Annotated in this window: 19 protein-coding genes; 9 read left to right on the top strand and 10 right to left on the bottom strand. The window is 46.4% G+C overall.

Going from position 1 to position 20,815, the window contains the following annotated elements; genetic code table 11:
- Positions 1–198 (bottom strand): helix-turn-helix domain-containing protein (locus B5D58_RS08800; RefSeq protein ID WP_143779562.1); only part of this gene is annotated, 198 nt, incomplete at its 3' end.
- A 64-nt stretch (positions 199–262) separates the two neighbouring features.
- Between B5D58_RS08800 and hepT the strand changes: the two genes are divergently transcribed.
- Positions 263–604, top strand: coding sequence for a type VII toxin-antitoxin system HepT family RNase toxin (hepT, locus tag B5D58_RS08795; protein WP_078737670.1), 342 nt, complete (start codon positions 263–265; stop codon positions 602–604).
- Positions 605–989: 385 nt separating this feature from the next.
- Entirely contained in the window at positions 990–1,973 is a 984-nt protein-coding gene (locus tag B5D58_RS08790) for a fatty acid desaturase (protein WP_011112724.1), read from the top strand.
- Between the two features lie 31 nt (positions 1,974–2,004).
- On the opposite strand, the gene B5D58_RS08785 is transcribed toward B5D58_RS08790, so the two are convergent.
- The 6 genes from B5D58_RS08785 to pepA all read right to left on the bottom strand — a co-directional run bounded on the left by B5D58_RS08785 (position 2,005) and on the right by pepA (position 9,461).
- Complete coding sequence (locus B5D58_RS08785; RefSeq protein ID WP_011112725.1) at positions 2,005–3,120, bottom strand: SDR family oxidoreductase; 1,116 nt, start codon at positions 3,118–3,120, stop codon at positions 2,005–2,007.
- Complete coding sequence (locus B5D58_RS08780; protein WP_011112726.1) at positions 3,117–4,964, bottom strand: AMP-dependent synthetase/ligase; 1,848 nt, start codon at positions 4,962–4,964, stop codon at positions 3,117–3,119. Before B5D58_RS08780 ends, B5D58_RS08785 begins: the two co-directional genes overlap by 4 nt.
- Before the next feature lie 69 nt (positions 4,965–5,033).
- Positions 5,034–5,996, bottom strand: coding sequence for an adenine nucleotide alpha hydrolase family protein (locus B5D58_RS08775; protein WP_198407848.1), 963 nt, complete (start codon positions 5,994–5,996; stop codon positions 5,034–5,036).
- A gap of 140 nt (positions 5,997–6,136) precedes the next feature.
- On the bottom strand, positions 6,137–7,825 hold the full coding sequence (locus B5D58_RS08770; RefSeq protein ID WP_011112728.1) for an FAD-binding oxidoreductase: 1,689 nt from the start codon (positions 7,823–7,825) through the stop codon (positions 6,137–6,139).
- Positions 7,826–7,939: 114 nt separating this feature from the next.
- Positions 7,940–8,383: an IS200/IS605 family transposase gene (gene tnpA, locus B5D58_RS08765; protein ID WP_011112729.1), complete on the bottom strand. Its 444-nt coding sequence runs from the start codon at positions 8,381–8,383 to the stop codon at positions 7,940–7,942.
- A 268-nt stretch (positions 8,384–8,651) separates the two neighbouring features.
- On the bottom strand, positions 8,652–9,461 hold the full coding sequence (gene pepA / locus B5D58_RS13670) for a flocculation-associated PEP-CTERM protein PepA (protein WP_011112730.1): 810 nt from the start codon (positions 9,459–9,461) through the stop codon (positions 8,652–8,654).
- 270 nt (positions 9,462–9,731) lie between these two features.
- Between pepA and B5D58_RS08755 the strand changes: the two genes are divergently transcribed.
- The 3 genes from B5D58_RS08755 (at position 9,732) to B5D58_RS08745 (ending at position 13,126) form a co-directional block, all read left to right on the top strand.
- On the top strand, positions 9,732–10,979 hold the full coding sequence (locus B5D58_RS08755; protein WP_011112731.1) for an ABC transporter permease: 1,248 nt from the start codon (positions 9,732–9,734) through the stop codon (positions 10,977–10,979).
- 249 nt (positions 10,980–11,228) lie between these two features.
- Positions 11,229–11,846 (top strand): hypothetical protein, encoded by a 618-nt coding sequence (locus tag B5D58_RS08750; protein ID WP_011112732.1) that lies wholly within the window; start codon positions 11,229–11,231, stop codon positions 11,844–11,846.
- A gap of 68 nt (positions 11,847–11,914) precedes the next feature.
- Positions 11,915–13,126, top strand: coding sequence for an ABC transporter permease (locus B5D58_RS08745; protein WP_011112733.1), 1,212 nt, complete (start codon positions 11,915–11,917; stop codon positions 13,124–13,126).
- Positions 13,127–13,162: 36 nt separating this feature from the next.
- Here the strand turns inward: B5D58_RS08745 and B5D58_RS08740 are convergent, their stop codons facing one another.
- Positions 13,163–14,662 carry a DUF1302 family protein gene (locus tag B5D58_RS08740; RefSeq protein ID WP_234989046.1) on the bottom strand — a complete coding sequence of 500 codons (1,500 nt, stop codon included), beginning with the start codon at positions 14,660–14,662 and terminating at the stop codon, positions 13,163–13,165.
- An 11-nt stretch (positions 14,663–14,673) separates the two neighbouring features.
- Complete coding sequence (locus tag B5D58_RS08735; RefSeq protein ID WP_011112735.1) at positions 14,674–15,369, bottom strand: ABC transporter ATP-binding protein; 696 nt, start codon at positions 15,367–15,369, stop codon at positions 14,674–14,676.
- Between the two features lie 67 nt (positions 15,370–15,436).
- Between B5D58_RS08735 and B5D58_RS08730 the strand changes: the two genes are divergently transcribed.
- From B5D58_RS08730 to B5D58_RS08720, 3 genes are all read left to right on the top strand, one after another.
- The gene (locus B5D58_RS08730) at positions 15,437–16,210 is read left to right on the top strand and encodes an outer membrane lipoprotein-sorting protein (RefSeq protein WP_011112736.1); all 774 of its coding nucleotides are present in this window, start codon (positions 15,437–15,439) and stop codon (positions 16,208–16,210) included.
- Between the two features lie 148 nt (positions 16,211–16,358).
- A complete protein-coding gene (locus B5D58_RS08725) occupies positions 16,359–17,084 on the top strand; it encodes a PEP-CTERM/exosortase system-associated acyltransferase (protein ID WP_011112737.1) in 726 nt (241 codons plus the stop codon).
- Between the two features lie 268 nt (positions 17,085–17,352).
- The gene (locus tag B5D58_RS08720; RefSeq protein WP_234989045.1) at positions 17,353–18,819 is read left to right on the top strand and encodes a porin; all 1,467 of its coding nucleotides are present in this window, start codon (positions 17,353–17,355) and stop codon (positions 18,817–18,819) included.
- A 109-nt stretch (positions 18,820–18,928) separates the two neighbouring features.
- Here the strand turns inward: B5D58_RS08720 and B5D58_RS08715 are convergent, their stop codons facing one another.
- On the bottom strand, positions 18,929–19,414 hold the full coding sequence (locus tag B5D58_RS08715; RefSeq protein ID WP_011112739.1) for a YajQ family cyclic di-GMP-binding protein: 486 nt from the start codon (positions 19,412–19,414) through the stop codon (positions 18,929–18,931).
- Between the two features lie 238 nt (positions 19,415–19,652).
- On the opposite strand from B5D58_RS08715, the gene wecB reads away from it, so the two are divergent.
- Positions 19,653–20,762, top strand: a complete 1,110-nt coding sequence (wecB, locus tag B5D58_RS08710; protein ID WP_011112740.1) for a non-hydrolyzing UDP-N-acetylglucosamine 2-epimerase — start codon at positions 19,653–19,655, stop codon at positions 20,760–20,762.
- Positions 20,763–20,815: the final 53 nt, after the last annotated feature.

The following is a 20,815-nucleotide window of genomic DNA, read 5'->3' as shown; positions in this document are numbered from 1 at the left end:
GTTCTTGATATTGGGCTTACGTCGGTTTGCATCTATCAGAGCTTCAACACCTCCTGTTTCCACAGCTGCCTGATAGCGATAGAAAGTATCGCGAGAAAAACCCATCACCTTACAGGCACGGGATACATTGCCAAGCTCAGCTGCCAGATTAAGCAAGCCAATCTTGTGTTTAATGATTTTATGATGAACACTGCTCATGGGATTACTCCTTTACGCTTTCGCGTTTGGTTGATAAAGATTCGCACCTCTATCAAACCGGGTAATCCCACCTCTTGGCAAGACCTGCTGTCAGATCAAATCTGAACTACTACAACTTAACCTTACACGTGCCGTACAACTGTGCATTGATATTGGCAGCCATATTCTCAGCCATACCAATTGCCCGGCACCACAAACTATGGGTAGTGTATTTACCCTGCTTCAAGAAGCAAGCGTTATTTCATCAACCACCAGCCAACAGCTAAAAAAGGCAGTCGGCTTCAGAAATATTGCAGTACACCAGTACGAAGCAATCAACTGGGAAATTGTTTACACAATCAGCCAACACTCACCCCAGGATTTTTGTCGGTTCGCACAAGAAATCAGCCGCTATGCCGGGTTGTAATACTCACTGGAAACTACACCAGCCCAAATATCCCATATCGCGTTATTGCGACTGCAGACACAGTGAAGCAGGAAGCAATCCAGTCGCTATATCAGCAAACTATACAACGCGCCCTCCTTCCAATTGCAACTACTCTGGATCGCCACGGCCTGACGGCCTCGCGAAGATAAGCTTATTTGGACAACATACGAAAAAAACCATCTCGCGATGACGCCGTTTAGCAACGACGGCCATGACTGCTTCCCAGCAACAAAAGCACAAAAAGCTCTTATGACAAACTCGTAAAAACACCTTTATTCTTAATTTATTCGCAGTTATGCCGCTGCATAAGCAGGGAAAACACTCCCCTTTCTTATCCAAACTTGCGAATTAAACGAGGTGTTTTATGAATCAACCGCACACTCTTTCACCAGCGTTGGCTGGCGATAAAAGTCGTTTATCCAAACAGGCACGCAATGAAATTCAGGCACTCAGCGGCGCCCGGCCAAAAGAATTCCTGATACAGGCCGGTGGTGCCTGGGGAATCATCATTGCAGTCATTGCGCTAGCTATCCATATCGACAATATCTGGATGACTGCACTTGCCATACCGATCATTGCCACACGTTTCAATATTCTGGGGTTACTGGTGCATGAACAGGTACACCAGCTCGGTTTACGAGGGAGATACGGTGATACGCTGGCCAATATCCTGACTGCTTATCCGATAGGCATTACCGTGGAGGACTATGCCAAAGTCCATTTATCTCATCACAAGTATTATTTCACCGAAGATGATCCGGATTTTTTGCGCAAGGCCGGCCCGGACTGGACATTTCCAATGTCCACTAGACATCTGATCAAGTTGCTATTGAGCGATCTGAGTGGGCTGAGTTTTTACAGGATTCTGAAAGGAAAACGCCTGGAGAATAAGAATGTTTACAATCGCCCACACCCCATTCCGAAGTGGCTGCGGCCCGGATTCTACATCATCGTTGCAGTATTATTGACTTACTTAGAATTGTGGCCAGTATTTCTGGTTTACTGGCTATTGCCATTAATGACATTTACACCCTTAATCGTGCGCCTAGGTGCTGTTTGCGAACATGTCTATAACTTACCCAAAGCAAACATCATTGAATCTTCCTCATTAATTATATTAAGCTGGTGGGAAAAACTGATATTACCCAACCTCAATTTTACATTGCATGCGTATCACCATTTCTTTCCTGGAGTGGCTTGGTGCAATCTGCCAAAAATACATGAAATATTTAAGCGGGAAAATCTGGTCAATGAAACAGCAGTATTTTATGGCTATTGGGATTATCTAAAATATTTACAGACAACCCAGATAGAAAATGTAAATGAAATGAAATACCATCAATCCTGAGCCATCTTGGATAGCGAGTAATAGAAGGAGTTTACGTCAAATAAGCTTGTGAAAGATAGTAGTCAATTACTGGCCCAAGAAATTCATCTGAGCGGGGCATTTGAAGCCCCGCACTACTAAGAATTATATTTGTTTCGGTATTATCAAAGATTTGGTTTTTTGTATAGTTTAGAAAGATGGGTAATGCACTGACTGATCGCCTGATTTTTCTGGGAAGGAATGGAGTAACGCTGTTCACCAAAAACCTGAACTGGGCAACAGGTAAAACTCGTTTGTGTGGTACGGGCAAATTCATTTTCATAAACTTGGAGCGCGCAAGCTTTTCAGCATTTTCTAATGATGTGATATTTTCCAGCCCGGCACACAAGTGCAATATTTTGCCAATTGTCTCAGGATTTTTACTTGACCAGGAAATTGCTCGCGCAACATAGTCCACAGGAATCGCGTCCACATGCCGATCAGAAATATCAGGCATTACGCCCCAAGTGCGACGGCCCGTAATAAATTCAAGCAAATAGTAAAAAATCTGAAAGTTTAATATGCGTCCTGTTTGGCTATCTCCAACAATCATACTGGGACGATGAACAGTAATTGGCATTCCCTGATCAACTTCAGTTTTGAGTATGATTTCAGCTTCGGCTTTCGATTGCTCATAGGTATTGTGAAAATTTCTTGGTGTATTCAACCATTGTTCTGGTAAAGCGCCATAATATCTACCTCCTACACCGACCGTACTTACTGCCTCCATTTTCTGGAGTAATCCATTTTTACGACTTAATCGTGCCAGCTGCAATACATGCTCAGTTGCAGTCACTGCAGCAAGGCGCGCCCGCTCAAGTGAGTAGTTCATACGAACACTGGCTGCGCTATGAATGATATGTGTGACCTGATCTCCCAATTTTATAAAATTACCTGGATGCAAGCCAAATCGCTCAAGCTCTACATCACCCCGTATGAAATCCATTCTGTCACGAGTTTTCTCACCAACCCCAAGAAACGATAACAACTCTGTAATACGCTTTTGTAGCACCAATTCATTCTCGGCACGCACCAGAAGCACCAGGCGGTTCTCGGGGTTCGAAAGCAGTTCCTTAACAATCGCACTACCAAGAACCCCAGTAGCGCCTGTAATAAAATAGGTATTCATATAAAAAAAATGGTTGGCCCACTCATAACTACATGACCGTTTTCAGCCCGACCCTGATCAGATTTACATACAGTATTTTCGAAGTACGCTGAAAACCGCTGTGCAACAATACTGCGACGCACCTTCATATTGACAGTTAGCTCCCCTCCGCTTACCGTAAAAAACTTATCAGTCACAGCAACATAAACCGGTCGCTGATAAAGAGGCAGATCTTCCAATTCTGCATTGATATCTGTCTCCAGAATTTGATGAAGCTTATTCTTAGCCATATTTTCCATATGTAATGAAACTTCAGAATAGCGCACTGCACTGGTTTTCTGTGCACATTTCTCCAAATCAACGACAATGACAGCAACAATTTTGCCTGATTCATATTGAAATACGACACTTTGCTCAACATAAGCAATACGTCCCAGTCGTTCTTCAATTCTCACAGGAGCAATCCATTTTCCTGCAGATGTTTTGAAAACATCGCTCTTTCTCCCGACAATAGAAAGAAATCCTGCTGTATCTAGCTCTCCCAGATCACCAGTGTGCCAATAACCATCTGGTGAAAAACGCAAATTACTCTCTTCCTTTCTATCCTGATAACCCTTGAACACTCCTGGGCCTCGAACAAGGATCTCACCATCCATAGTGAGCTTTATCTCATTTGGCAATAATGGTTTACCCACAGCCCCCAATTTACGGCTGCCAGATGAATTTACCGCGACAGGGATAACATTCTCACTAATACCATAAACTTCATATACCGGTAATCCAATTGCGTCAAACCATCTCAATAGCCAAACCGGCATCGCAGCAGATCCACTGACGAGATAACGAACCCGCGAACCGAAAACCATTCGCAGGCGGCGTAAAAACATATTCTCGGCCTGTTTCCATAGCAGTTTATTCATCAGACCAAAAGAATCACCTCGATCACTCCTTGCCGCAGCCCGCTTGTAACCTATCCTAATTGCCCATCGCGCCAGCATACGCAATGGCCAAACCCGACCTTCAATATGGTCGACAACCCCCGAATGCACTCGCTCAAGTACCTTTGGCACACCGATCAGAACATCTGGATTCACCTGTTTGACGTACCGCATCAAATCACGCGGATCACTCAATATGTAACTCGATGCACCAATTTTTATTGCACAAAAATTGACAATACGCTGAAAAAGGTTCGATAACGGCAACCAGCACAAAAGTATCGTCTGGCTACTCAAATCATTAAATACCCGCATAATGGCCTCAACCGCCATAATAACCTGTTCATGGGTAAAGATAATTGCTTTGGGCATCCCGGTTGTACCAGAAGAAAATACGATCACTGCCTCATCCTGTGGCAACACATCCGGCAAACAAATAGAAGTATCAGTTTCTTGCTCTACCAGTAAATTGATCATGCTGAATTCATTTTTCTGCTGAGATTCACCCTCAAAGAAAATAAATACACTGATCTGCTGACGAAGTTCTAATGGAATTTTTGCGAAGACTGAACGATTCTGAACAAACAGGACTGACAACCCAAGATTCTCGATCACATGATTTAACTGGTCCGCCGGATACTCAGGGTCAATTCCAGCAACAACGGCTCCTGCAAACAATGCCCCCATTTGGGCATATTCCCAGTCAAGTGATGTTGCAGCCATGATACCAACATGATCACCTTTCCTGACCCCAAAATCTGTTAACCTTGCACCAACCCGCCCTGCGGCCTGTACAAACTGCTCCCAATTGGTCGGCTGCCAACTTTTATTCTGAACCAAAACCTGAAATGCAGTTGCAGCAGGTGTAGCTGCACTACGTACTCTCAGCAGATCAAGTATCGTCCCGATTCCAGCCTTACCTATCATTTCGTATCCCAGCGACTATCTCATGACTCAATATAATTTCCCTCTTCCCCCTCAACACACCCTGCCAAATTAATCAATTTCCGGATCGTAAGCACCACGCGGTCGAGTAATTTTCAAATCATCCTCTTGAAGACCAAGCTGCTGTAACTGGTCAACGGTATTACGGCCTATCAATAGCTTATTACGGATGATGAAATTGACAATCGGGGTCATAAACCACCAATAAGCACGACTTGCTTTACCCGCACGGATCAAAGCAGAAAACTCAGGTGCATAAGGGTTATAGCCAAAATGCTTCAGATCTGAATACATCAGCAGCCAATTGATCGGATAATTGCTGTAAATTGGGTTTCCGTGTGCTCGCCGTTTAACCAGCTCCAAATCATGCACTTTGCGGATCATCGCTTCCTGATCATAATCCCATGCATGGAAAGGAGCGAGATAACGTGGGAAACGGGTATCTGCCGGAAATCGTTTCGGATTCCAGAAACGCGCCAGTTCTTCTTCAGTAAATTCACCCGACTGACGTAACCCGGGAGGTGTCCAGTCTGTTTCAGTAATCAGCTTGCGCGAAAATTCAAACTCCATCCGCTCCGGCTCTGGCTGTCCTGGTGAATAACCCGCGAGCACCAGAGGAATGCCTTTTTCCATCGCTACTTGCAGTGCATCCCCTTCAAACAGCGGAGCATATACATAGGAAACTGTATAAACAGCACCGCGCTCTTCCTGATTCATGAGTAAATATCGAAAAAGTTTGCGGTAAAACTGAGCAGAAGGCCGATATACCAGATGATCAATATCCAGTTTCTGAATGGTTCGATGAATGTTATTCCAAGCGATATCGGGAATATTGACATCGGTAGTAAATGCCAATACATTCAGCTTATACTCAACCTTTAGCCGGTAAAGCAAATAAAGACTATCTTTCCCTCCGCTCAAACAAACCAGAACATCATAGGGCCCCTTGCCACGGCAATCCGCCAGCGCTTTTTCGAGATCAAGCTGACGCTGCTGATGTAACTGATCAGACAAGTTTTTATCATTAGGTACATAAGATCTGCAAAAGGCACATATTCCGCTTGAATCAACTGCAGCGCCGGGCGCACTATGGGGAAGTAGACAACGTTTACAACGAGACATAGATCAAAGAATGAAAAATACTTTAAAGTTACTTAATACGGATCATTATCTGCCTGCTTGAGAGCAACCAAAGAAGAATCAGCCCCAGATAATCCTGAAACGCCATACCGCCCTGGTGCTATCAGATCTTGCGGGTCAATAACACCTTTGATCATCTTCAGAAAATCTCTTGCTATCGGATTCTGATCCAGTGATCCAGACATACTCATCGTAGTAGTTCGATATGGAGGGTAACCATTTTGCAAGAATAGCTCACGTACATCCTTATACCAGGCTTGGGCACGCGCTATTTCATTAGCATTATTCCGTTCATAAAATACTCCCACCAGCAAGATAATCGTCCGTGGACTTTCAATAATCAGCTCTACAAAAAAATCAAACTCATGTCGGGTATATACTTCCTTAACCAGAGTCAGAGCATGCAAAATATGCTTGGCAGTAAACGGTACTATTGGCCCTATCCATAACAGGCCACACTGGTCGCGTGCCGGATCGACATCATCTGCAGGTTTCTGTGGATGTGATTTGAAATAAACCTGACGAACAAAATAATCTGTAGGAATACCTCGGAACAAATTAATTCCGGGAATCAATGCTTCCATAAAAGCATCGGACTTACCCATCAACCGGTTTACTACTGGCGCAACTTGACGCAGTAAACGCCCATACCAATTATCTTCAACAGCCGCACCCAAAAACTGGACCCGACCATAACGGCCAAGTACGCGCTTAATTGCCTGTTTCTGAAACCGTACTTCCGCCTGGCTACCATACAAACCACAACCAAATGTCCAACGTGCAACACCATGCTGACGGCGCCAGCTTTCCAGTGCAGCCTCACTCAAATATTTCTTACCATCAAGCAATTCATACGGATACTGTGAAATGATACACATCATGGCAAAATCATTGGCAAGATGTGGGCGTGAGCGCAAAACGCCCTGCGAAACAAGCTGCCTCAACTCATCAATAAAATCACCGAATTTTTCATCAGAAGCGGTATATTCAAAAGCGGCCCAGTCAAAACACTCAGGCTTGGGCATCAACCAGATACCCGCCTTGACAACAATGCCAAAATTGGACTGAGTAAACAAACCATCGAGATAAGGCCCCACCCCCCATTTGTATACATATTTTGCATGATTATTACCTTGCGGTCCGCCACCGGTCTCAAGCAGCCTGCCATCAGGCAAAACAACATCCATACCACATAAGCTCCCAAAATGATCCGCATAAGGGGTTAACCCACGGCCTTTATCCAGCGCATTACCCAAAACGCTGGCAAATTGTGTAGTCCCCGCCGAATCTGACCAGAGATCAGGATAATTAGCCTTTAAAAATTCGTTAAGCTGCTTATAGGTCACACCAGGTTCAATTACCGCATAGCCTAGAGCCTCATCAACCTCATGAATCCGATTCATGCGTTCCAGCACCACTGTAATGCCACCGGGATAACATGCTGTTTTTTCGCCGTACCCCCAGTTCTTCCCAGTACTGACCGGCCATACCGGTACGTTAAACTTTGCTGCGAGTCGAACGATAGCCTGCACCTCCTCTACACTCTCCGGATAAACAATAGCTCCCGGTAATTCCCGGTAAGGAATACAAGTTCGTGTGGTAACTTCCAGCGCATCCTGCTCCAGAACGACCTTGTCTTTTCCAAGCTGAGCTTGGAGCTCTGCAATTAGCGCGGCGGGTAATGGTAATGATTGATATTCCATTCGCTTCAAAAATTAAATATGACTAAAGTCAAATACCACCGGCAAAGCCGGTGATTTGGGTGGTGAGCGCCTCAAAGGCGCCCATGAAACCGTGAGCCGCCCCTGGCGGCTACCCTATATTTCCAGCTTCATCTGGTCGTAGCGCTCGTCCTCATCTTCCTGGTTGCGGATGTACGTTCGAACAATGTTATCGTCCAATCCAACCGTCGAAACAAAATAGCCTCTCGCCCAAAAATGCTCGCCGGTAAAGTTCTTCTGTCGCCCGCCAAACTTGCGCGCAATCTGGATCGCGCTCTTCCCCTTCAAGTACCCAACCACGTTCGACACCGCGTACTTCGGGGGAATGCTGATGCACATATGAACGTGATCGTCCATCAGGTGACCTTCGACAATTTTCGATTCCTTGTGGGAGGCCAGTTCGTGGAATAGCTCGCCCAAGTGCCAACGCAGCATACCGAATATTCGCTTCTTGCGCCTCTTCGGTATGAACACCACATGATACTTGCAGTCCCATCTCGTGTGACTCAGACTCTGATACTCTTTCGTCGTAAAGGTCAAACCTTGGTGAGCCCCCCCGGCAAAACCGGGAGCTTACCTCTATGAGTTAGCCAAGTTTACGATGGATTGACTCAATTTCCCTACTTTATTTCCGTAGCATACGGTTCCATTAGTCCAGCTATACTGTTTAATTACCTGAGAATATCCTTGTTCTTTCTGCCAAGAAAATAGACGAAACACTCCAAATAAGAAGGTGCGGATCAAACATATATAAAAAAAGCCCCCTGAAACAGGGGGCTTTTTTCTGACTACCTAAAAACAATAAAAACTATGCATTTTTACTCGCAACAAGTGCTCGTCTTGCACCAAAGCCAAGCAACCCAATACCCAAAAGCGCTAACGTAGCTGGTTCAGGAACTTCAGTTGGCGTGCTATTAAAATCGATAACACCAGTAGCACTCCCAACAGCTAACATATTATTAGTGAATGCCCAATTTCCACCCGTACTGTTAAAACCAGCCTTCAAGATGTTATAAAAAGGATCGGGGTCAAAGAAATATTCTCCTCCTCCAGGCTGTAAATTAAAAGTAGTTTCCACATTAATCGCTGCTCCACTAGCAGCTTGTATGTTAGCACTACCAACTATTAACTCACCAGACGCTATATAGTCATCTACACCTACTGCAGTGACAGAAGCGTGAGTGGAACTACTTGCATCTGCTACAGTAAAAGTATTGTCGTTACCCAAATCTTTGTAAAGATCAAATGTAAAACTAGTAACCTTGTACTCACTACCACTAGCACCTATAGTCCCATCCACCAATTCTGTAGTTATTTTGAAAGTAGCATAAAGTAGTACCTCAGAATACTTGTAGTCTTGATCAACTGTACTAAGAAGAAACGTATTGAACTTAACCCACCCCTGTCCATCAAGAGTTTTGCCGTCCGCCAGCAAGCTGAGAGATTCATTGGCAACCCCCTGTATAGCGTCCGCTATAACAGTTTCTCCACTTCCTCCTTGTCCATCCAAGTCATACTGAAATATTCCAGCCGCTGTCGCTTGAGCTGTTACTCCTAATGCAAAGACACCTCCAATAGCAACAGCCACTAACTGCTTTTTCAAGTTTGTTTGTTTCATCACGATCTCCTTAAAGATAAACCTGAGAATTTTTTCCTGCTAAAAATTATGCTAGATAAACTACGATTACCTAAACATTCTTTTGCTTATAAACGAGCACGATATGTGCCAGAATATTTATCACTTAATAATCAACACTTTATTAAATTTTATTTTTATATTTCACCAAGAGTGTAAAGAAAGTCGACGGAATAATGGTATGTTAACAACTCATCATCTGACAAAAATAAGCCATAAAACAATTGATATAAACTAAAGCTAACTTACAGCATGTGGAAAATAATTTCTTTTAATTGCTATTTAATTTGGCGCAATATGCTGCGCCAGAAACGCCGAAGCACCATTTCTATCGGCTCCATAACATTGGGAATGGTTGCACTGATTCTGGCCAGCGGCTTCATCGAATGGATTTATCAGGATATGCGTGAATCCACTATCCATTCCCAGTTAGGCCATTTACAGATCATTAAACCGGGTTATTTTGAAGCCGGCAAGGCTGATCCCTACCGTTTTCTATTCTCAGATGATCTGGAACAGGATTTATTGGAAAATCCTACGCTTCAAAACAGCAATCATCTGATCAAAACGATTGTGCCGCGTTTGAGCTTCAGCGGGTTGATTAGTCACGGTGATGCCACGCTTTCATTCATTGGCGAAGGAGTGGATCCGCAAGAGCAAGTTTACTTCGGTAACGCGCTCAAGATCTCGACTGGAAGCAATTTATCGGCCGACCACCCTGATCATCTCATCATGGGAGAAGGGTTAGCTCGTAATCTGGGCGTTACGGTAGGCGACCAGGTGGTGTTACTGGTGAACACGGCAACAGGTGGAATCAATGCCGTTGAAATGACTATCGACGGCCTGTTTTCTACCGTTACCAAATCGTATGATGACAATGCATTGCGCCTGCCGATCAGCACCGCACAGCAGTTATTGCGTACCCAGGGAGCTCACAGTTGGGTAGTACTGTTGAACGACACCCACCAAACCGATGCAGCACTGGCGGCGTTACGTAACACATTATCGCAAGATCGCTTTGAAATCGTTCCCTGGTATCAACTGGCTGATTTCTACAATAAAACAACCGTTCTGTTTACAAAGCAGGTGCAAGCCATCAAGCTGATCATTGCACTCATCATTCTGCTCGGCATCTCCAATACCATGACGATGAACGTGGTGGAACGTACCGGCGAAATCGGAACAGCAATGGCATTGGGTGTAAAGAAATTCGACATTCTGCGCCAGTTTCTATGCGAAGGCGCTCTGATCGGCGGGATAGGCGGCGCGCTAGGTATACTAATCGGATGGTTGCTCGCTGCAATTATTTCCAGTATCGGCATTCCGATGCCTCCTCCCCCCGGCATGGCCCGTGGTTATACCGGGGAGATACTACTCACCTCGAACATGGTGCTGGAAGCATTGGCGCTTGCTATTCTCACCACACTCATCGCCAGCGTTTACCCCGCCTGGAAAGCCTCACGCATGCAGATTGTAGATGCGTTAAGGCATAATCGATAAAGTAGCAGGCGAGCAAAGACGACAGTTGGATGCCGAATCGCTGCATCATGTTGTCCGGTGCTGGTACTTATGGAGTACTTGTTATTTAATATTGCATTGATTCTTAATGGAAACATATGGGAGAATGGGTTGCTATCCGGGTAAGCTAGTGGATGTTTGTCTCATTCCCTGATCTGTCTGTATACGAACATATTGAACCAGTCGAATTAAAAACAGTTTAAAGCATATATTCAGAGAATTTTATTCGAGATGATCAAAATCCTGTTATTACTTACCAGCGTATTGGTCGCCATGCCTGTTGCCGCCGTAGACGTCGCACCACGTATCAGTGATCGAGAAATTATCGAGTCACTGGCAGAACTCAAAGCCGGGCAAAAAGCTTTGGAAGAAAAGATGGATCTGCGTTTCAATGCTATGCAGGAACAGATAGATCAGCGTTTTACGGCGATAGATCAGCGTTTTACTGCTATGCAGGAGCAGATGGATCAACGTTTTACGGCGGTAGATCAACGTTTTACGGCGGTAGATCAACATTTTACTGCTATGCAGAAGCAGATAGATCAGCGTTTTATTGCGGTAGATCAACGTTTTGAAGCTATCGACCGGCGGTTGGATTTTATACAACAGCTGATGCTGGTAACGATCGCTGGCATATTCGGTTTGATCGGCTTCATCATATGGGACCGCTATTCGACACTCCGGCCCATGGATATGCGATTACAGCGGTTGGAGGAAGATCTCGAACGTGATCTGGAGCTTCAGTCACCTGAAGGATCGAAGCTTACGCGATTGATCCATGCCCTGCGTGAACTTGCCAAGGAGGATAAGAAAGTCGAAGCCATTCTGCGCAGTTTCTCGTTATTGTAAACAGGTTTATCGTTTCATTCTTCATCGGGTATAGAACATAACTGCTTGCCCATATCCCCCGGAGAATCATGTTCAAACTCGCGTTACGCAATATCCTCCGTCAAAAAACCCATACGCTGATGACGCTGGCAGCAGTTATCGCCGGAGTAACCGGTATCATTCTGGCGGGTGGATGGGTACAGGATATCTATGTTCAACTGGGTGAAGCGCTCATCCACTCGCAAAGTGGACATCTGCAAATCTATCGCCAAGGGTACTATGAAGCCGGCTCACGTTCTCCGGAAAAATATCTGATAGATACGCCCGATACTATCAGGCAACAAATTGCTGGTGAAACTGAAGTTGCGCAGGTCATGGCACGGCTCAATTTCTCCGGATTGCTCAACAATGGTAAAAGTGATCTGCCGATCATTGGTGAGGGTGTGGAACCGTCACACGAAGTGAAACTGGGTAGCTCTGTACAGATTACCGCAGGACGACAGCTAAGTGACGAAGATACATTCGGCATTTTGCTGGGTAAAGGTGTCGCTCAGGCACTGCAATTAAAACCGGGTGACCCGGTGACATTACTGGTCAACACGCTTGATGGTGCGCTCAATAGTCTGGATTTTCAAGTAACGGGTATTTTCCAGAGTTTTTCCAACGATTTTGATGCACGCGCTGTCAGAATCCCGTTAGCTGCCGCACAGGAGCTGCTCGGCACTCAAGGAGTCAACGCACTCGTCATTTCACTGAAACATACAGAAGAAACCGATCAGATTGCAGCACAGTTAAAGCAATCATTAGGACCATCAGACCTGGAAGTCAAAACCTGGGTGGAACTGAATGATTTTTACGAAAAAACGGTGGAAATGTATAAAGGGCAATTTGGTGTGCTGCAGATCATTATCCTGATCATGGTACTGCTCAGCGTTGCCAACAGCGTCAATATGAGTATTTTCGAGCGCGTGGGTGAATTCGGCACGATGATGGCCCTGGGTAATGACAGCCATCAGGTATTCCGGCTGATTATCAGTGAAAACCTTTTACTGGGATTGATTGGGGGAGGATTAGGAATCGGGATAGGGGTACTGCTGGCCACGGCCATTTCCGCCATAGGTATCCCCATGCCCCCCCCTCCCAATGCTGATCTTGGCTATATCGCCCGAATCCAGATCGCACCGTCTGTTTTACTACTCGCATTAGGCATCGGCTTTACTGCTACTGTACTAGCGGCAATACTGCCGGCCAGGCATGTTTCACGTATACCAGTTGTTGATGCCTTACGACAAAATATATAAATGTAAAATTTTCCGACATTTTTTGAGAACGACCAACTAAAAAGAAAAACGCAGCTCGGTATATACTCTATCGCTGCTGTCAAACCGGCCGAACAGTCCAGTGGGAGGGCCATTGAAAATATCTGCACCTGCCGCCAGTTTCCAGTTTCTGGCGAAGTTCCAGGTAAGGCGCGGACGCAGCATCCATTCATTACGATTGAAACTGTGGATCAACAATATCTGCCCCTGAAAATCGCGCCATAAGTCTCCCTGCAGAAAAATGCTGCCCCCGTTTTCCAGCCGATCCTGAAAAATATCCCGATCATAATTCAGATACGCGCGCTGAAAGAACTGCAAATTCAGCCGGATATCCGATGGTAGTGTGAAATCCAGCCCCAGTGCATAATCAATAGTATCCTGCCGTACCAGACCATCCGCTGCAGTCGGGCGGGTCACGTTGAAGCGACGTCCATGCGTGTAAACGAATTCTCCCTTGAGTACCGCCGATCCCAAGTCTTTAGTCACTGTCCCGCCCGCCTGGTCGATTTCTCCATGGCGTGCCTGAAACAGCAGCGGTTCCCAGGGCTGGCTGATCCGGTGGAAAGTAGGGGTGGCATCGAGACTGTGATAATAAAATGCAGAGACATCCCAGCCATTCGTCAGCTGGGATAGCCGGATTCCATAATTCGAGTGAGCGACGTTGCGCCCGGAGCGATCTTCTTTCAAAAAACTGACTGGTGCAGCAACGGGGAGCTTGAATGGGTAAAAATCAGCCCCTGGCCGACCAATCTCATCCAGACTGGCAAATGGAATCCAGATCAGATCAGCATGAAAGTCATTTTTGGAATACTCAGTACGGACAGCCCATTGCGGAATACGCAGAATATCGAAATCAGGCAGCACAAACTCACGCATGTCCTTGGCGGAAACGACATCTGCGAAGAACAGCCCAACCATTTCTCCCCAGACGATATGCTGGCGACCTACACGGACATCGAAATCAGCAATCGAAAAATCCAGATAATTTTCCCGCAGAAATAGCTCAAACCGCTGATCCCGGCGTACCTGACGCGAATAAAAATCAGACAGATCGTAGATTGCATCGTAATCGATGCGGGCACTCAGCTTCCATTTTACGTTTGGGCTCAACTGGCCAAGATTCGATAGTTCAGAACGCAAACGCAGTTTTGATGCATGTTTGGGGCTGGCAATCGTTTCAGCAAATTCCAGTTGCGAAAATCCGCGCCAGGAAGAAGTTTGCCGGAATACACGTTGTGGTAGATCGGAACTGGGGCCATCCTCTTTGAATAAATCATCGAAGGTAAACGCTTGCACCATCTGCCCGACGTTCGCTCTGTTTGCAGAAAGTGGTGTAATGTCTGAGGAATTGCAGAGATTCGCGCTCCACAACACCATCAGCAACAGGAACAGAACCCCGATTTTTCCGACTGACTGCCCTGTGATCTGTGAAAAACTGGCTGGCGCCACCACACCCCGTCTTTGCGAAGACGCCGTGCCGAAGCAATCCAGTACAGCGCTACGGGGGTATAGAATCATCGTCGCATCGGTCAGGTATGAACGGCATCTTCCCCGACAAGCTGTCCGTCTTCGATGCGTATCAAACGCTCCGCCATGGCCATTACTTTGGCATCATGCGTTGAAAAAATGAAAGTCGTACCACTGTTGCGATTGATGTCCTTCATCAATTGCAGAATACCTTCGCCTGTCTTGTGATCGAGATTGGCGGTTGGTTCATCCGCCAGGATGATTTTGGGATGGGTGGCGAGAGCGCGGGCGATTGCGACACGCTGGCGCTGGCCACCACTTAACTGATTAGGTCGATGATCGGCAAACTCGGCCAGCCCGACAATGTCGAGAAATTTTACAATCCGCTCACGGCGTTCAGCAGCACGCAATTCCTTGAATTGCAGCAAAGGGTATTCAATATTCTCCTCTGCTGACAAGACTGAAAAAAGATTAAATGTCTGAAAAATAAAGCCGATAGTTCTAGCTCTGAGTTCTGATAGCTGATCTGGCGTTTGCCCGCTAGTATCCCGGTCATCGATATAAATCTTTCCGGAAGACGGAATATCGATACAACCGATTAGATTAAGCAATGTTGATTTTCCACTACCTGAAGGACCGGCAATGGCTAGAAACTCCCCATTTCCGATTTGCAGATTGATATCCTTGAGTGCATGAACCCGGCTTGTGCCGAGCGTATATTCCTTGAATACATTTTCAATGCGGACGATGCTGCTCACTTGTCTGGCCCCGAACGAACGATTTCAGGGTAGTCTAACCCGGACAGTTTACTCATGGAGATTGAATATGAACTTATATTCCTTATTACTTTCATTGATAACAGGTTGTTTTCTACTGGCTCAGGGAGGCACATCGTTTTCATCCCCGGTGGAAACTGAAAAATCTGCCGTAACCGCCCAAAGTATACTGGAAAAAGCGGATGAAATTCGCTTCCCGCAGGACAGCTTTCAGGTCAATGTCGCTATTCGCACAGCTGCTCCTGATCACGCAGAAGATCTGTATCGTTACCAAGTACTTTCCAAGGGTAACGAAAACAGCATCGTCATGATTACCGAGCCTGCATCCGAGCGTGGTCAGGCAATTCTCATGAAAGGGCGTGATTTATGGGTTTTCATGCCCAGTGTTTCGCAGCCGATACGGCTATCACTTTCCCAGCGGCTGACCGGCCAGGTTGCCAACGGTGATATTGCTCGCGCCAACTTTACTGGTGACTATCATCCGCAACTGCTGCGTAATGAATCAATCGATGATGAAGACTACTATGTCCTTGAACTTACTGGTATAGATCGCTCAGTCACTTACCAGAAAGTGTTGTTATGGGTAAATCAATCCAATTTCAGGCCGTATAAAGCAGAGTTCTACTCTGTTTCGGGTCGATTGCTAAAGACCAGCCGTTACGAGAATTTTGACAACATTCTCGGCGAGATGCGCCCAACCCGCATCATCATGGAAGATGCGCTGAAGTCAGGTGAAGTTTCAGTACTTGATTACTCGGATATGAAACTGCGTGATCTGCCGGACAAAATATTCACCAAGGATTATCTGAAGAGACTTGAATGAACCGGCAGACTGATCGAGCCAAAGCATCAAGCCATGGGCAGCTTAAACAGGAGGTGCTTCCTCTACTTGACTGTCTTAACTGTTAAATTTCTAAAAATTCTTTAATCATTAGACGAACGCGATCGTGTTTACCCAGGAAAATAGCCATTTGGGCACTTCTTTCAGGCAGTACTTCAAAATCGTGCCAGCATTGACCGAAGAGTTGAAGCGTGAGGCTTATCGCGTCCGTCACTCCGTTTATTGCGAAGATTTGCAGTTTGAATCTTCACGATCTGACGGATTTGAGATAGATGAATATGATGCCCACTCACTACATCTTCTAATTCGCAGTATCAATAACGATACATTCATCGGCTGTACCCGTATCATCCGTCCGTCATCAAACAGTAACGACAGGCGCTTGCCCTTTGAGAAAACCTGTGCTCAGACGCTCGACCGCTCCATCATAGATCCGTCCAGACTACCGGCAGATAAAATTGGTGAAGTTTCCCGTCTTGCTGTTATCGCCGCCTTTCGCCGGCGAAAAGGTGAAAAGAATCATCCTATCAATATTTCTGAAGAAGATTTTAGTACAGGCCCAATGATGCGCTTTCCCTACATTCCGCTGAGTCTTTATATCGGCACAATCGAACTGGCACGCATACACGATATCAGAGTACTTTTCATGCTAACCGAAGAACGGCTGGCCAGTCACTTCAGCAGACTAGGTGCGCAACTGGAACCCATCGGCGCACCCGTCGAGCATCGTGGTCTGCGTTTCCCATCCATGGTAGAAATCAACAGTATTATCAGCAATATGCGCCCGATTTTTCGCCCGCTTTACCAAGCTATCGCAGAAGATATCAAAGCGGAGTTAGAAAAGAAAAATCACTAGGAAACAAGTATATACACCCCAGAACCAGCTGCATCATCTGACATACTGCCAAATAAAGACCTTCATTTTAACCACGATCTCCAACCACACTCTTTTTCAGAACACCCCTTCTTTCTGATCCGGTCAGTCCGGTATCTGCCATGTAATAAGAGTGTCATAAGCAATTGAAATAATGCCTCCCGTTTCAACTGATTTATTCCAGTAAACGGATTGCTAAAAAGGGAGGCAGGTAATAATGATAAAAAGATTCAACTTAACAATATGTGGCTTGGGATTAATTCTCGTTACATCCCATTTCTTTCCAGCCGGTGCACAAGAATTAATCCTGTATGTAGACACAGCTACCAAACAGGTTTACACCGAACCCGGCAAAAACAGGATCAAACTGGGTACTTTCCAGCAAGTAAAAGAGTCACCCGTTCAATCTCAAAGCAAGCCAGATACCGAGTCAAGCCAGCCTGTCAGCAATACAACAACCGGCCTGGCGCAAGGTGAAGCAAAATTTCAGGAAAATTCGGGCCAATCCGGAGCAGAATCTGATATCCGGAGAAAATCAGAGGAAATCGCTGCACACAGCAATGAGCCTTCGGCTGAAAAACCCAAAGAAGAAAAAAAGTGGTACGACAGAATCGGCATTCGGGGCTATACACAATTCCGCTACAGTAGTACGGTGAGTGGCGATAAGGATGCAGTATCTTACTGGCCTGACAAATCGGTAGGTGAGGATGGTTCCTTCCTGATCAGACGGGCACGTTTGGTCATTTTCGGAGATATCAACGATCATCTCTCTCTGTATATACAACCCGACTTTGCCAGCACTCCGTCTGGCTCCAGTACAGGCCATTTCGCTCAGTTAAGGGATGCCTACGCCGATATCCACTTCGATAAGAACAAGGAATTCCGGGTCAGGGTCGGGCAATCAAAAATCCCTTATAGTTTTGAGAACCTGCAATCCAGCCAAAATCGCCTTGCACTTGACCGTAATGATGCCATGAACAGTTGCTGTCGGGATGAGCGTGACATCGGTGCATTCTTCTACTGGGCTCCGACTCATATACGCGACCGGTTCAAAGAAGTCATGGCGAAGAATCTGAAAGGATCCGGTGATTATGGCATGTTCGCCTTTGGTATCTACAATGGACAGGGTGCCAACCGCCTCGAAGGAAATAACGGTGTGCACATGGTCACCCGCTTCACCTACCCACACCAATTCAGCAACGGTCAAATTCTTGAAGCAGGTATACAAGCTCTACGTGGACGCTTCGTTCCATCAACAGGCCCTGCAGGCGGATTTACTCCGGTCATGGATGCACCCGAGAAAGGTTTCAAAGATGAGCGTGTCGGGGTGCATGCCGTACTTTATCCGCAACCCTTCGGGCTGCAGGCAGAATGGAACTGGGGGCGGGGGCCTCAGTTAAATGACGGCCAGACGATGCTTACTGAATCCTCGCTCAATGGTGGTTATGTTCTGGCAACCTACAAAATCGATGGATTACGCTGGGGAACGCTGTTCCCGTTCGTTAAATGGCAACACTTCAAGGGTGGTCAGAAATTCGAGCGCAACGCCCCGAGAAATCACGTTAATGATCTGGAATTTGGACTGGAATGGCAGGTTATGAAAGAAATTGAGCTTACAGCGGTTTATCACATGATGAATCGTACCAATGTAGCAAGTGCCCCTTACGAACGATACAAGGCTGATGTCCTGAGATTCCAGTTACAGTGGAATTACTGATATAAACCGCTGATCACCCGGGCATCACCACAGTACAGGCGCTCAATTCACCGATTACTGTGAAGTTGCCCGGGATCATATCCTGAAATTGTTTTGATGGAACCCTCGTTCAATCCCGAAAGTTGCGAAACTGCAGCGGCAGCTCAGTGATGCTGCCTTTTACCAGTTGAATGGCCTCCTGCAGGATATCGCGCTTGGCGCCGGTTACCCGCACTACCTCACCCTGGATGCTCGCCTGGACTTTAAGTTTACTGTCCTTGACCAGTTTGATGATCTTTTTAGCGAGATCACTTTCCACCCCGGTCTTAACTGTTACCTTCTGCTTCACCTTATTGCCACTGATTTTTTCGGTCTGGCCCTTTTCCAGGCAGCGAACATCAATCTCGCGTTTAGTAAATTTAGTCATCAGAATATCCATGACCTGGCCAAGTTTGAACTCATCATCCGCGTAAAGATAAAGTTCATAATCAGTTTGCTCGGCACGGGCATCCGAACCCTTGAAATCAAACCGGGTGGAAACTTCCTTGTTCAGTTGATCGACCGCATTACGAATTTCCTGCTTATCCACTTCGGAAACAATATCGAATGAAGGCATGATTTTTCCTGATCAGATATAGAATTGAATGCTGCCATTATAAGCCCTGTAATCTGCTTCAGTAACGTTCCGGCATCGATGAAGCAGGTAAACAACAACAGAAGTCCGGGTCGACCGCATCTTCCCACCCTTACCTTAACCCCATTTGCATAAACAGGCGGGAAAAACCAATGTTTTCCTGCCGGCAGCATGCCTCGGATGGTTTACAATCCTGCTCATTGCTTTGTCAGGGAAAATCATGCAGAAAAAGGTCTATCTCATCGCCGGTGCACGACCTAATTTCATGAAAATTGCACCCATCGTCCGCGCTTTGCAGCAACAGGACAGGCTGACCTATAAAATCGTCCACACCGGTCAGCATTACGATCGGGAAATGAACGATGTTTTTTTCGAGGAACTGGGTATTCCGCAGCCGGATATTTTTATGGCGGCTGGAGGAGGCAGTCATTCACAACAGACCGCCAAAATCATGGTCGCCTTCGAAGAATACTGTCAAACGGAACCACCGGATGCGGTACTGGTCGTGGGCGATGTCAACTCGACGCTGGCCTGTTCTATCGTGGCCAAGAAGCTGCATATCCCGGTTGCTCATGTCGAAGCAGGGCTGCGCAGTGGCGATATGTGTATGCCGGAAGAAATCAACCGCTTGGTGACAGACAGCATCACCGATTGGTTTTTCGTAACCGAACCAAGTGGACAGCAGCATCTGCTGCAGGAAGGGAAACCGGCATCAGCCATTCACTACGTCGGCCATGTCATGGTGGACAACCTGCTTTACCAGGTAGAGCAACTTGCGCGAGCGGATACATCCAACTTCGAAACCAGTCAGCTCAAAACATCACTGGGTAATCAATCGTATGGTGTGGTCACGCTGCACCGGCCCAGCAACGTGGATAGTCCTGACGCCCTGGAGCGTATCAGCCTGACACTGAAACAGATTGCCAAACGTCTGCCACTCGTTTTCCCGGCTCATCCGCGCACACAGAACAACCTGAAGAAATTCAATATCGATCTCGGACCAAATATCCTCCTGATGGGCCCGCAGGCTTATATGCCATTTCTTCATCTATGGAAAGATGCCACGCTCGTTCTGACTGACAGCGGCGGTTTGCAGGAAGAAACCACTGCTCTGGGAGTTCCCTGCATCACCATCCGCGAAAATACCGAACGGCCGATCACAGTGAATGAAGGCACGAACATACTGGCTGGCACCCGCCCTGAACGAATACTGGCTGCGGTTGATGACATTCTGGGAGGACGTGGTAAGCAAGGGCGCCGGCCGCATTTGTGGGATGGCAACGCCGCACGCCGCATCGTGGAGATACTTACCAGAGAGCTGCATCCCTGAAATCAGGATGCCAGATGATCCGGCAGAAAATTGCCATTTTCCTTCTGATCAAA

This window comes from Nitrosomonas europaea (genome assembly GCF_900167395.1).
Lineage (GTDB): Bacteria > Pseudomonadota > Gammaproteobacteria > Burkholderiales > Nitrosomonadaceae > Nitrosomonas > Nitrosomonas europaea.
This window is presented reverse-complemented; position numbering and strand designations above follow the sequence as displayed.